The organism is Caulobacter sp. LARHSG274 (assembly GCF_052871235.1).
The window spans coordinates 58,393-69,764 of sequence record NZ_JBIXJO010000003.1 but is presented as its reverse complement, the minus strand read 5'-3'; the positions used below and the strand labels follow the sequence as shown (position 1 = coordinate 69,764).

At 67.3% G+C, this 11,372-nt stretch carries 13 protein-coding genes; 2 read left to right on the top strand and 11 right to left on the bottom strand.

What is annotated here, in order from left to right; all coding sequences use genetic code 11:
* From ACIPQB_RS08585 to ACIPQB_RS08555, 7 genes are all read right to left on the bottom strand, one after another.
* Entirely contained in the window at positions 1 to 570 is a 570-nt protein-coding gene (locus ACIPQB_RS08585; RefSeq protein WP_446484801.1) for a hypothetical protein, read from the bottom strand.
* Entirely contained in the window at positions 567 to 1,151 is a 585-nt protein-coding gene (locus tag ACIPQB_RS08580; protein ID WP_446484800.1) for a hypothetical protein, read from the bottom strand. Before ACIPQB_RS08580 ends, ACIPQB_RS08585 begins: the two co-directional genes overlap by 4 nt.
* Before the next feature lie 13 nt (positions 1,152 to 1,164).
* Entirely contained in the window at positions 1,165 to 1,734 is a 570-nt protein-coding gene (locus ACIPQB_RS08575; RefSeq protein ID WP_446484799.1) for a hypothetical protein, read from the bottom strand.
* A gap of 3 nt (positions 1,735 to 1,737) precedes the next feature.
* On the bottom strand, positions 1,738 to 2,328 hold the full coding sequence (locus tag ACIPQB_RS08570; protein ID WP_446484798.1) for a hypothetical protein: 591 nt from the start codon (positions 2,326 to 2,328) through the stop codon (positions 1,738 to 1,740).
* Positions 2,329 to 2,343: 15 nt separating this feature from the next.
* Positions 2,344 to 2,907, bottom strand: coding sequence for a hypothetical protein (locus tag ACIPQB_RS08565; RefSeq protein WP_446484797.1), 564 nt, complete (start codon positions 2,905 to 2,907; stop codon positions 2,344 to 2,346).
* A 23-nt stretch (positions 2,908 to 2,930) separates the two neighbouring features.
* Positions 2,931 to 3,515: a hypothetical protein gene (locus tag ACIPQB_RS08560; RefSeq protein ID WP_446484796.1), complete on the bottom strand. Its 585-nt coding sequence runs from the start codon at positions 3,513 to 3,515 to the stop codon at positions 2,931 to 2,933.
* 114 nt (positions 3,516 to 3,629) lie between these two features.
* Positions 3,630 to 4,301, bottom strand: a complete 672-nt coding sequence (locus tag ACIPQB_RS08555; protein ID WP_446484795.1) for a hypothetical protein — start codon at positions 4,299 to 4,301, stop codon at positions 3,630 to 3,632.
* Between the two features lie 382 nt (positions 4,302 to 4,683).
* Here ACIPQB_RS08555 and ACIPQB_RS08550 point away from each other — a divergent pair, with 382 nt between their 5' ends.
* A complete protein-coding gene (locus ACIPQB_RS08550) occupies positions 4,684 to 5,265 on the top strand; it encodes a helix-turn-helix transcriptional regulator (RefSeq protein ID WP_446484794.1) in 582 nt (193 codons plus the stop codon).
* A gap of 7 nt (positions 5,266 to 5,272) precedes the next feature.
* Here the strand turns inward: ACIPQB_RS08550 and ACIPQB_RS08545 are convergent, their stop codons facing one another.
* The 4 genes from ACIPQB_RS08545 to ACIPQB_RS08530 form a co-directional block, all read right to left on the bottom strand.
* The gene (locus tag ACIPQB_RS08545; RefSeq protein WP_446484793.1) at positions 5,273 to 5,719 is read right to left on the bottom strand and encodes a c-type cytochrome; all 447 of its coding nucleotides are present in this window, start codon (positions 5,717 to 5,719) and stop codon (positions 5,273 to 5,275) included.
* A gap of 2 nt (positions 5,720 to 5,721) precedes the next feature.
* Positions 5,722 to 7,314: a flavin monoamine oxidase family protein gene (locus tag ACIPQB_RS08540; protein WP_446484792.1), complete on the bottom strand. Its 1,593-nt coding sequence runs from the start codon at positions 7,312 to 7,314 to the stop codon at positions 5,722 to 5,724.
* A gap of 247 nt (positions 7,315 to 7,561) precedes the next feature.
* On the bottom strand, positions 7,562 to 9,268 hold the full coding sequence (locus ACIPQB_RS08535; RefSeq protein ID WP_446484791.1) for an HAD-IIB family hydrolase: 1,707 nt from the start codon (positions 9,266 to 9,268) through the stop codon (positions 7,562 to 7,564).
* Positions 9,269 to 9,322: 54 nt separating this feature from the next.
* Positions 9,323 to 9,697 (bottom strand): STAS/SEC14 domain-containing protein, encoded by a 375-nt coding sequence (locus ACIPQB_RS08530; RefSeq protein ID WP_446484790.1) that lies wholly within the window; start codon positions 9,695 to 9,697, stop codon positions 9,323 to 9,325.
* 167 nt (positions 9,698 to 9,864) lie between these two features.
* Here ACIPQB_RS08530 and ACIPQB_RS08525 point away from each other — a divergent pair, with 167 nt between their 5' ends.
* Positions 9,865 to 11,367 (top strand): glycosyltransferase, encoded by a 1,503-nt coding sequence (locus tag ACIPQB_RS08525; protein WP_446484789.1) that lies wholly within the window; start codon positions 9,865 to 9,867, stop codon positions 11,365 to 11,367.
* The last annotated feature ends 5 nt before the right edge of the window (positions 11,368 to 11,372 follow it).

Genomic DNA, 11,372 nt, shown 5'->3' with positions numbered 1-11,372 from the left:
TCAATTGGAGGCTTCGAGCTCGACCGTCAGCGTGCTGGCGTAGTCGCCGGCCACCAGCGGGGCGCCGCCGGCGGCGACGTCGACGAGCAGGTTCACCTGGCCGGCCGCGCCGTTGGCGGTGCGCAGGTCAATCGGGATCGGGACGTCGCTCGAGCCCGACGCGCTCAGGCCCGCCCAGTCGGCCGATACCTGGTAGCCGAGGCGATCGCGGAAGCCCGCGGCCGGAGCGGCGCCGGCGGTCCGCGCCAGGCCGCGACCGTCCGTACGCACCGTCACCCGATGGGCCGAATTGCAGACCACCGGAAAGGCCAGGCTGATCGAGCCGCCTCGCGGCTGGGCCGTCTGGGGGTCGACGAACTGGGTGAAGCGGATCACGCCGGTCTGCCCGCCTTGGGCGGTGAAGCTGGCGTTGGCGCCGCTGGCCGCGGTCGGCGGCGACAGTACGCAGGCGCTGGGGGCGGAGCCGAAGATGTGCAGCGTGCTGCTGGCCTGGTCTCCGGCCGAAAGGGTCTGGGCGTTGGCGCCGGAGGCCGCGACGAGGCTCGCCGCCAGAAGAAGGGGGATCTTCATTGGGGTTCCACCGTCAGTCTCAGGGTGTCGCGATAGACGCCGGCCACCAGCGGAGCATTGGTCTGCAGGTTGGTGGCGCCGGGCTGAATCCGCAGGCGGAGCAGGATCTCGCCGGCGACCGGGCGATCGACGCTCTGGGACCGGTCGCGGATCTGCCGCGCACTGGCGTCGGCCTCGAAGGTGCTGTTGACCGGTCCCCAGATCAGGGTGGCGGTGTAGGGCACCGCGTCGCTGAACCCGGTCGGAGCGGGGGTCAGTCCCAGTTCGGACCGCCAAAGACCGTTGTTCTGGCTTTCCAGCACGATCTGGTGGGCGAAGTTGCAGGCGGCGGGGAAGCTCAGCTCGACCGAGGCGCCGCGGGTCGACAGGGTCGTGGGATCGGTCAGCTGATCCACTTCCAGGCTGCCGCCGTTCAGCGTGCGGAAATTGACCAGGCCGCTGGCGGCCAGGGTCGGCGTGGCGATGGCGCACAGCTGGGGAACGCGCCCCCGCACCAGCATGTCGCGGGTGTTGTCGCTGTCCTGCGCCTGGGCCGCGCCCGCCGCCAGGATCGCCGTCACCAGGATGCCGAGCTTGTGCATGGCGTGTCTCCGATTAGCTCGCCGCCGCCAGGGTCACGACAACCGCGCCCTGGTAGGTCTCGTCGGCGACCGGTCGCAGGGTCGGCCCTCCGGCGGTGGCGAAGTTGGACAGGCTGATCGTGATGTCGCCGGCGCCGGCCGTTTCGCGGATCTGCGAGGCGGCGGCGTTGGCCGCGGCGCCCGTCGCATAGCGGGCGGCGATCGGCGTCCAGCCCGAAGCGGTGGCGGTGTAGTCGACCCCCCGGGCGAAGCCTTCCGGCGGCGTGGTCACGAAGGCCTGGGCCGTCATCTGGGTCGCCGCGATCGACAGCTGGCTGCGCGAGCTGCACTGGGTGCCCGTCAACACCTTCGGCGGGGCCGAAAGGTCGGGACGCAGCAGGCCGGTGGCGGTGTCGACCAGGACGCCGACGTCGAACAGGTTGTCGCCGTCGCTCAGCGAGCCGAGCGTGCAGATGTTGTCGGGCACGAAGCCGGTGATCTGGATCGGACCGGCGGTGTCGGACGGGCCGGCGGCCTGGGCGTGGGCGATCGACGCCAAGCTCAGGGCGAACGGCGCCAGGATGAAAAGGGCTGTGGCTCGCATGGCTCAGCTCCCCGAGGCGGTCAGGCCCGCGTCGGGGCCGAGGGTGATGGTGACCAGGGCCAGGTAGGCGCCCGGCTGCAGCAGGTCGTCGGTCTGGGAGGCGAAGTCGGACATCACCAGGGTGAGGTCGGTTTCCTTCGGGACCGTGTTGGTCGAGCTGGTTCCGGTTCCCGTAGTGCTCTGGGCGCTGGTCCGCACCGTCGCGGCGGTCGCGCCCCAGGCGCTGATCGTGCAGGTGTAGTTCACCGATCCGGCGAAGCCGGGTTGGGTGACGCCGCTGGTGACCGCCAGGGGCGAGGCGGTGATCGCCAGGGCAGCGCCGGCGTAGTTGCAGAACGAGCCCGGCAACTGGACGGTTCGGGGGGGGATGGCCGCCAGCCGACCCAGGCTGGCGCCGGAACTGGCCGAGATCTGGCCCAGCGCCACCCCGGCCGGCGACGGCGCGCCCAGCACGCATAGCCGCCCGACCTCCGCGCCCAGGGAAACGCTTCCCCGGGCGACGTCCTGCGCCCGGGCATTGGACGTCCCAGCCAGGTTGGCCAAGGCCAAGACGGTCGCCGCTAGTCCGACAAAGGCTGCTCGGTGCTGGATCATGACGACCTCTCGGCTTCAGGTGGTGGGCGACAGCGTCACGACCACGGAGCCCGAATAGGAGCCCGCGATCAGCCGGCCGCCGCTCGGCGTTGCCGCGTCGGCGAAGCTGACGACGATGTCGCTGCTGAAAATCCCCGTGGTGCTGGCGACGCCGCCGCCGCTGGTCAGGGTGGTGTCGCCAGCCGAGACCGCGCCGCCGCTCGGAGCGGCCGTGGCGGTGGCGACATAGTCGATCCGCCGCTCGAAGCCCGACGGGGCGGTCTCGGTGAAGCTGGTGTTCAGGATCGGGAACGCTTCGACCGCAATGTTGGCCGACACCCCGTTGCACCAGCCGTTCAGGGTCGCCGAGCGGCTGGTCAGCTTGGCCGGGTCGAGCCGGCCAAGGGTGGCGGTGTCGCCGCTGACCAGGGCCAGTTCGCCCAGATCGAGCACCACGTCGCCGGAGACGAACAGGCAGCGATTGGCGACCGAGCCGTTGACCTGCACCGTTCCGGTGGCGGTCTGGGCCAGGGCCGGCCTCGCCGCGCAGGCGAGCGCCAGGCTCGCTGCGACGACGGGAAGGAGGATGGACTGTCTCATGGTGGTTCTCCCAACCCGCCGCGTCAGATCGGTTCGATGGTCACGGAGATGACGCTCGAATAGTTGCCGGCCATCAGCAGCGCGCCGGCCGCGGTGTTGAGGCTGTGGGCCTTGATCGTCAGGTTATTGGCGGCGTTGGCGAAGCTGTCCGACAGAGCCTGGACGGTGGGGGCGGGCAGGGCGGCGGCGGTCACGTAGCTGACCGTCTGGACGCCGCCCGAGGCCAGGGCGGCGTCGAGCCCGGCGGTGTAGTCGATGACGTTGGCGTAGCCGGCGGGGGCCGTCGCGGTCGGCGAAAGCGCCAGGCGGGTGGCGCTGAGCGTCACCTTCGGGGCGGCGCTGTTGCAGTTCACCCGAAACTGGGTGAAGCCGGCCGGGCTGCCGTTGGTCGAGCCCGACAGGGCCGACGACAGGGTCCCATCGGTTCCCGCCAGTTCGCCCAGGGGGATCGAGCCGGTGAAGGAGCTGCCGCCGCCGCCGGTGATGACGACGCACTTGGCGGCGACGCTGCCGGTCACGTTGACCGTGCCGGTCACCGTCTGGGCCAGGGCCGCGGGAGCGATCGCCAGACCCGCCAGGGCCGCGCCGATCAGGATCGTTTTCTTCATCGCGTTCTCTCCAGTCTGGGTCCGGTCAAGCCGGCCTGTTGCCGTGGGGGCGGTCGCCCCGTCCCCCGAAGATCGCCACCTGGTCCGCCGGGGGAGCGGGCCGCGGCGGACTCGTCATGGCGAGACGCTGACCGTCACGGTGAGCGCGTCGGCATAGGTGTTGGAGGCGACCAGGATCGCCGGGCCGGCATAGGCGGCCCGATGGACCCGGAGGTAAGATCCGGAGACGTCGTAGGACGAGCCGTTGAGCCGCAGGCCCTGGCTGGCGCTGGCGGGCCCCTTGAAGGTGCAGGTCGCGCCAGAGGCGGTCTGCAGGTCGCCGGTGTCGCAGGTGGCGCTCGCGGGGGTGACCCCGACGTCTCCGACTAGGTTCAGGTCGACCAGATAGGGCGCCAGATTGGCGTAGCCGCTGGGCGTCGCGGCCCCGGTGGCCAGAAGGCCGCCGTTCTGCGAGATCACCGCCGCGCGGAACGGCACGGTGCATTCCAGCGTGAAGGGAAAGTCGGCCGAAAAGGCGTTGTTAACTTCGCCGACATTGGTGGAGCCGGACGGCGCCTGACCCGGCGCGAAGCCGCAGCGGCCGCCGACCGACGCCGTCACCGGAATGGACAGCACAATATTGGAGGGTGACCCGCCGGCATAGGCGGTGACCTGGGCCTGCGCCGAACTCACACCGGTCGCGCCCGTGGCGATCGCCAGGAGCAGGCCGCCGACGATCCATTCAAGCCGGAACGGCTTGCGCTGGGTACATGCGGTGTTTGGGAGCGTCAGCGGTTCGCCAGCCATGTCCCAGTCCTTGTTTATCTTAACAAGTTCTTAATGTCGGGACAAAGATTGCAGAGAACTAATGTTGTGAAATCCCCCACCTTGGGTAGATGGTGTAGTTTCACCTGATAGGGGAAATAAAGTTCTCTTCGGAAAATAGTTAAGGACGAATAATTAAATTCGACTACATAATTCTATTCATGAGAACCATTGTCAGTTGAAGCGCGTCAAAACGACGCTATATCATCTGCCTTAATCTTAAGTTGTGGAAAATGTTCGAGTAAGTGGTTGTATGTAACCACGAAGCGAACCGTTGAAGATGCGACCGAGAAATTCGGAGCTCTGGAGACGAGTTCGATAAAAGAGCCAGTCTTAAGAGCTGGCCTTTGGGAGGGAAGAAGGCATGGATGGGTCACACCCCGCCGCTGCTTTGAACGATACGAGCATCGTAAGATTTTGCCTGGACCAGGACGACGTCGCCCTGGTCGTGGTCGACCGGCACGCGAACCTGATCTGGCGCTCTCGGGCGGCCGCTCTGCTCCTGGCGGGGGGCGGCGCTCCCCTGATCGATCGGGGCGGGCGGGTGATGGGCGTCGACCGCCGGGCCCAGCAGTTCCTGATCGACCGGATCGCCGAGGCGCTGATCGGCCAGGAGGTCTGCCAGTTCATCGACAGCGATCTCGATCGCCGGTTTCTCCTGCGGGTGAGATCGGTGAGCGAAGACGGCGTCCAGGCGCTGGTGATCATCATCAAGGACTTCGACGCGCCCGCTCACCTGCCCAAGCTTGAGTTGCTGTTCGGGCTGAGCGCCATGGAGGCGCGAATCCTTCACGAGATCATCGAGGGCAACAGCGCCGAACGGATCGCCGAGAGCAAGGGCGTGTCGATCCAGACCGTCCGCACCCACATCAAGCATATTCACTCCAAGATGGAGGTCCGCTCGAAGGAGGAGATCCTGGCGACCATCGTCAAGATCTTCGCCTAGCGCCGGCCTAGTGATCTGCGAGCGGATGGGCGATGCGGGCGACGTCCGCCTCGGAAACGGGCTTGGTGAAGCTGTTGCCGAAATTGCCCCGGACATAGGTGATGACATTGGCCATCTGCGCGTCGCTGAGCATGTCGGCGAAGCCGGGCATGGCGCCCTTGCCCTTGGACACGACCATGATCGGATAGGCGGCGGCCGCCAGCCGCGGGTTGTTGGCGAGCGCGGGAATGGTCGCCGCCCCGCTGGCGCCCTTGGCGTCCGCCATGTGGCAGGCTTGGCAGACGGACTGGTAGACCTGGGCGCCGGTGACGGGTTTGGGAACCCTGACCACCCCGCCGCCGGTGTCGCCGCCCTGAACGGCCTGGGCGGCGGCGGGAGCCGAGAAGAGGGCCAGGGCGGCCGAGAGCGCGAGGGTGGCCGCAAGCGCCGCGCGAAGGGTCTTGGAAATGGTCATGATCAGGCCTCCATCGCGCGCTTGTGGAGCCGGGTGATGGCGTCGATCGAAGACAGCAGAGCGCCCTCCATCCAGCATCCGACATAGGAGGCGTGTTCGCCGGCCAGAACGATCCGCCGGTCCATCGCCACCAGCGTCTGGTAGTGTTCCTTGCGGGTGTCCTCGTTCCAGCGGGCGCAGCAGCCGAGCGTCCAGGGAACCCGGCTCCAGGCCACCGAGGCGCCGGTCATGAATTCCTTGCGGTACTGGCCCGGATGGATGACCGAGCCCTGCTGCAGGGCCGTCTCGATCCGCTGTTCAGGGGTCATGCCCGCCAGGCGATAGGCGCCCAGGTCGCGGGCGAATGCGCCCAGCAGCACGGCCGGACCGTCGCCGAACAGGTTGTTGTTGGGATAGGAGACCAGTGCGATCTCCTGGTCGGTGAAACTGTGTCCGCCGTAGATGTAGTCGTCCTCTTCCCAGAAGCGGCGACGCATCTCCAGGCCGATCTTCACCTGGCCGGAATAGGGCACGGCCTTGATGGCGGCCATCATCTCGTCGGTCACCTGGGTGTCGATCTGGCCCAGGACGCCCAGCGGAATGGTGCAGACGCACCAGTCGGCCGCCGCCGTCGCGGTCTGGCCGGTGGCGGTGTCCTGGTAGGAGACGGAGACGCCCTTGTCGTCCTGGGCGATCTTGGTGACCTTGGCGTTGTAGGTGATCAGCTGCTGGACCTGCCGGGCGAAGGCCTTGCCGATCATGTCCATGCCGCCCACCGGCTGGAACATGGTGGTCTGCATCTCGTGGCCCATGAAGAAGGCCATCGAGGTCCAGACCTGGGGATCCAGCACGTCATGGAAGTCGTAGAGCGGCGAGGCGATCGGCGCGCCGTTGACGCCGCCGCCCGGCGGGCGTTCGAAACCGCGATGGCCTGAGGTCCGCAGGCTGGAGACGTATTTGTAGTCCTTGTCGAGCATGCCCCAACCGCGCAGCGCTTCGAGCAGGCGTTCGCGATCCTCCAGGGTCACGGACTCATCCAGAGCTTTCTGGTTGACCGACTTGGCCAGCAGTTCGGCGATATTGCCTTCGAAGTCCGCCGCGGCGGCGTTGAAGCGCACCGGCTTGCCGCCGAACGCGGTCGACGAGTGGACATAGGTGTTGTGGTTGAACTGGATGAACGGCTCCAGGGCCACGCCGAACTGCTTGCAGTAGTGCAGCAGCGTGCGGTGATGGTGCGGAATGCGCCAGGGGCCGGGGTTCAGGTAGTTGCCGGGCTGGAAGCCCACCTTCTGGGTGGCGCCGCCCAGTTCGGTATAGCTGTCTCCGCCCCGGAGCGACCAGTTCCGGCCGCCGGCCCGGCCCTGGTACTCGAGAATCCGGACCTGATAGCCGGCCTTGGTCAGCTCGTGGGCCGCCAGCATTCCCGCCAGCCCCGCGCCCAGCACGATCACAGAAGCGCCCTTGCGGGCGCCCGAAAGGTTCGGCGGACCGGCGAACTGGGTTTCGGCCGCGTGTCCCAACGTGGTCATGGCCTGGTAGAGCGCCGCCGTGCCGCCCGCCTTGGCGATCGCGGACAGAAGCTGCCGCCGGGTCGGTATGCGAGCGCCCAATTCCATTCGACAAGGTCCCCTGACGCCGCCCGACCGGCGACTGTCGAATCCGGCCTAGCAAGACGCCGTGCGATGTCGCGCGTCCGACGGCGGGGGCAGCGGACATTGGCCTTCCGCCTTCGATTTTTACGGCGCCCGAAGACGGCGAGTGCGCAGGAACCGTGCACGCGCAGGCATCGAACGGCGCTTCACTCTCAGCTGTCCAGATGTCCATGGCGGACAGAGTTTTCTGACGCAGCAGCGCCTAGCGCCGTCATGACGTCGGAGCGGTATAGCGTCGCTCGATGATTTGCCGCATCTGCCGGCGCGTCGCTGCAGGGTCGCGATCGTCCTGGATCCTGTCGGCGTGGCCGGCGAGGTCCTCGTCCTTGATCACCTCACGAAACCATCTGCCGTAGTCGCCTCGGTGCAGGTGATACAGCCAGGTGGCTTCGTCGACGCCATCGGCCATCTGCAGAAAGATCGTCAGGTTGTGGGCCCTGAGGTTCAGCGCGCCGTCGGGTCCGCGGAAATAGAAGCTCTTGTCTTCGCCCAGTTCGCCGTGCGCGTATTTGCGGGTGTGCCGCTGGTGCTCGCGCTTGGGACGATCGACCTTGATCCAACGCGGCGCGGCGCTGGCGGCCCGATCCCAGAATAGCACTTCATCCGCTCGGCCGGCCGGCGCGTGCGGGGGCGCGGTCGCGCCGATCGCGCGGCAGAAATTCTCGATGACCTCGCCAGCCTGCGGGCCGACGGCGATCAGCGTCCGCGCCTTGGCCAGCGCGTCGCGTCGCATCGCCTGAGGGTGCACCGTCACATAGATCGCCGCCGGCAGGGGATCCGGCAGGCCGGCCTTGTCCAGCTCAGGCTCCGGGTCTGCCGGCAGCATATGATGCGCCTCGTCGATCACCAGCCAGTGCGGTCGCGCGGTCTGGCCGTGCAGCAGATTGATGCGCGACATCAGGCCGGTGAAGAATCCGGGCCGATCCCGCACCCGAAGCCCTAGCATGTTGATCGCCAGGGGCCGGTTGTCGGGCTTGCGCAGGACATCGAGCGCCTCGGCGGCGACCGGCGCGTGGGTTGCGTCGCCAAGGACGACGGCATCCTGCAGGTCATCGTAGTCGCCTTCGGGGTCGAGCACGCAGATCTGGAAACCCTGACCTGCCAGCTTTTCGATGATCGCCGTCGCCAGGGTGGATTTGCCGACGCCCGAGGGGCCAGCGATCAGCACTGCGCCGTCATTGGCGCGTACGGTCGCGGTGGGATCGTCGCCGAGCCATATCCTGCGCCGCGTGGTCGCGGCGGCCGCCAGCGTGGTTTCATCGGCCAGAAGATCGTCGATCAACTCGATCACGCCGGCCCCATGATCCGCCGACGTGACCCGATCGGCGTTTGTCTTCACCGCATCGAGCGCATTGGCGACCGCGACCGCGCAACCGCTGGCGGTCAGGAAGGCGTGGTCGTTCTCAGCGTCGCCGACCGCAACCACGTTCAGCGGCGACAGCTCGAGGGTCAGGAGCGCCGCAGCCAGACCCGTGGCCTTGTTGACCCCGGGCGGTAGCACCATCACCGCGCCCTTGTTGAAGATGATCTGCCATTCCAATCCCAGATGTCGAATGCATTCGAGCACCGCCGTCTCGTTCGGTTCCCAGGTCGCGATAATGCCGCGCCCGACCGTCAGCGGCTGAACGCCCTTGGCCCGCAACGCCGCGATCAGTTCCGGCGGCGGCCCATCGGCCAGACAACGCTCCTCCTGCGTCTGAGGGAAGTAGAGCAGGGCGCCGTTCTCGGCGACGACGACGTCGAACAGGTCGAAGCGATCGAAGACGCGCTTCAGATCGGGCAGGTCGCGGCCGGTGATCATCAGCAGCTTTCGACCGCTCGCCTTCAGGCGCTCAAGCGCGGCGAGGGTCGGCGCATCCACTTTTCCGTGATGCGCCAGTGTGCCGTCATAGTCGGTGGCCAAGGCGATCAGATACATCCACAGCAAGCGGACCGATCGGGTCGCGGTTCCCCTCGGGCCGATCACAAAGGCCTAATGGTGAATATCCGAGACCCAGGACAGGGCCAGGGCCTGTTCGCCTGGACAGAATGTGCGGATTTCGACATGCGGCACGATGGGGCTGGCGATGCGGGCCAGGACGCGCACCCATTCCTTGTCGGTGATCAGCGCGTCGCGCGGAAAACGCTTCAGCTGCCACAGATGCCTCAAGCTGTAGCGAACGTCCTTGGCGCCAGCCTCCACGGTCAGGTCCTTGAACGCCGTCAGATCGACCAGAACGCCGATCTTGTCATGGGCGTCGAGCTTGCTGTCGACCTCAGCAACCACGCGGTCATAGTCCTCGCCGTTGATGGTTCCCGACAGCTTCATGGCCACCACGTGGTCGGGCGAGGCAAGGACCTCCATCATGGGCTGCTCCCATTGGCTGCTCCCCGGGGAGGGCGTCGAGGAATCTAAGTTAATCCCCCGGTCGTCGGCGGAGTTCCTCGGAACGCGCCAGCGCCGCCGATTTGCCCTGCGATTGAACCAAGTCGACCGCTGCGGCTTCATGCCGTGGGGCGCAGTTGGACGCGGACATGACGTATCAGGTCGAGACGCAGCGCCAGCTCTCGCTGGGCGATTACGAGGGTGTCGCGCAGCTGAGCGCGGCGGTACGGGACTTGCGCACAGAGGCCGGCCGGCTGGTCAGATATTTCCAGAATCGTCGCGTCTGGATGGTGAGCAGCACGCCGCGCGGCGGCGGCGTGGCCGAACAACTACTGCCGCTGGTGTCGCTGATGTGCGAGTTCGGCGTCGACACCCGTTGGTTGGTGATGGAACCGGACGAGCCGGACTTCTTTCGCCTGACCAAGCGCCTGCACAATCTGATCCACGGGCAGGGAGACCCGGATCTCAGCCCGGACGAGCGCCAGCTCTATGAGCGCGTGAGCCGCGACACCGCCGACGCGCTGCGGGCCGACATCGCGCCCGGCGACGTCGTCGTCATCCATGACCCGCAGCCGCTGGGGGCGGGCGCCATGCTGCGCGAGTCCATGGACATCACGGCGATCTGGCAGTGCCATATCGGGCTTGATCAAGAGACGCCGCAGACCCGCGCCGCCTGGGCCTTTCTGGGCGGCTATGCCCAGGCCTACGACCGTGCGGTGTTCTCGGCGCCGCAATATATCCCCGGCTGCGTGGCGGGGCGGGCCATGATCATCCACCCGGCCATCGATCCGCTCAGCCACAAGAACCGCGACCTGCCGGTCCATAAGCTGGTCGGCATCCTGACCAACGCCAACCTGGTTCGGCCGTATGGTCCGGTGCTGACGCCGGCCTTTCCCGAGCCGGCGCGGCGGCTTGAGCCCGATGGGAGCTGGGCGCCGGCCACGGCCCGCGAGGACATCGGGCTTCTGTTCCGACCGATCGTCACCCAGGTTTCCCGCTGGGACCGACTGAAGGGTTTTCTGCCGCTGATGAGGGGATTCATCGCCCTTAAGCAGGGGGTGGACGGCGAGCCGGAGCCGCAGGACTGGCCCCGGCGCGCGTTGCATCTGGCGCGGCTGGTGCTGGCCGGCCCGGACCCAGGTTCCATCGCCGATGATCCGGAGGCGCAAGAAGTGCTGGCGGAGATCGGCGACGCCTACGTCCGCCTGGAACCGGATCTGCAGGAGGCCGTCGTCATCCTGTCCCTGCCGATGGGATCGCAGAAGTACAACGCCCTGATGGTCAACGCCCTGCAGCGTTGCTCGGACGTGGTGGTGCAAAATTCATTGAGCGAAGGCTTCGGGCTGACCGCGACCGAGGCGATGTGGAAGCAGACGGCCGTGATGGGCTCGCGCGCCGTCGGCCTGCGCCAGCAGATCCGCCCCGGTCTCGACGGCTGTCTGGTCGAGAATCCGGAGGATCCCGCCGAGATCGCGCACATGCTGGGCGAGCTTCTGCGGGACCAACCCAAACGGGAGGCGCTGGCGCGGAGCGCCCAGCAGCGGGTTTACGACGAATTCCTGATCTTCACCCAGATCCGTCACTGGCTCGAACTGATCAGCGACACGGTGAAGATGCGCCAGGACGGCGCGCCGCGAGCCCATTCAGCATGACCGCG

Excerpts from the sequence above, each read along its gene's own strand:
- ACIPQB_RS08585 (WP_446484801.1), bottom strand. The coding sequence starts at position 570 with ATGAAGATCCCCCTTCTTCTGGCGGCGAGCCTCGTCGCGGCCTCCGGC.
- ACIPQB_RS08580 (WP_446484800.1), bottom strand. The coding sequence starts at position 1,151 with ATGCACAAGCTCGGCATCCTGGTGACGGCGATCCTGGCGGCGGGCGCG.
- ACIPQB_RS08575 (WP_446484799.1), bottom strand. The coding sequence starts at position 1,734 with ATGCGAGCCACAGCCCTTTTCATCCTGGCGCCGTTCGCCCTGAGCTTG.
- ACIPQB_RS08570 (WP_446484798.1), bottom strand. The coding sequence starts at position 2,328 with ATGATCCAGCACCGAGCAGCCTTTGTCGGACTAGCGGCGACCGTCTTG.
- ACIPQB_RS08565 (WP_446484797.1), bottom strand. The coding sequence starts at position 2,907 with ATGAGACAGTCCATCCTCCTTCCCGTCGTCGCAGCGAGCCTGGCGCTC.
- ACIPQB_RS08560 (WP_446484796.1), bottom strand. The coding sequence starts at position 3,515 with ATGAAGAAAACGATCCTGATCGGCGCGGCCCTGGCGGGTCTGGCGATC.
- ACIPQB_RS08555 (WP_446484795.1), bottom strand. The coding sequence starts at position 4,301 with ATGGCTGGCGAACCGCTGACGCTCCCAAACACCGCATGTACCCAGCGC.
- ACIPQB_RS08550 (WP_446484794.1), top strand. The coding sequence starts at position 4,684 with ATGGATGGGTCACACCCCGCCGCTGCTTTGAACGATACGAGCATCGTA.
- ACIPQB_RS08545 (WP_446484793.1), bottom strand. The coding sequence starts at position 5,719 with ATGACCATTTCCAAGACCCTTCGCGCGGCGCTTGCGGCCACCCTCGCG.
- ACIPQB_RS08540 (WP_446484792.1), bottom strand. The coding sequence starts at position 7,314 with ATGGAATTGGGCGCTCGCATACCGACCCGGCGGCAGCTTCTGTCCGCG.
- ACIPQB_RS08535 (WP_446484791.1), bottom strand. The coding sequence starts at position 9,268 with ATGTATCTGATCGCCTTGGCCACCGACTATGACGGCACACTGGCGCAT.
- ACIPQB_RS08530 (WP_446484790.1), bottom strand. The coding sequence starts at position 9,697 with ATGATGGAGGTCCTTGCCTCGCCCGACCACGTGGTGGCCATGAAGCTG.
- ACIPQB_RS08525 (WP_446484789.1), top strand. The coding sequence starts at position 9,865 with ATGACGTATCAGGTCGAGACGCAGCGCCAGCTCTCGCTGGGCGATTAC.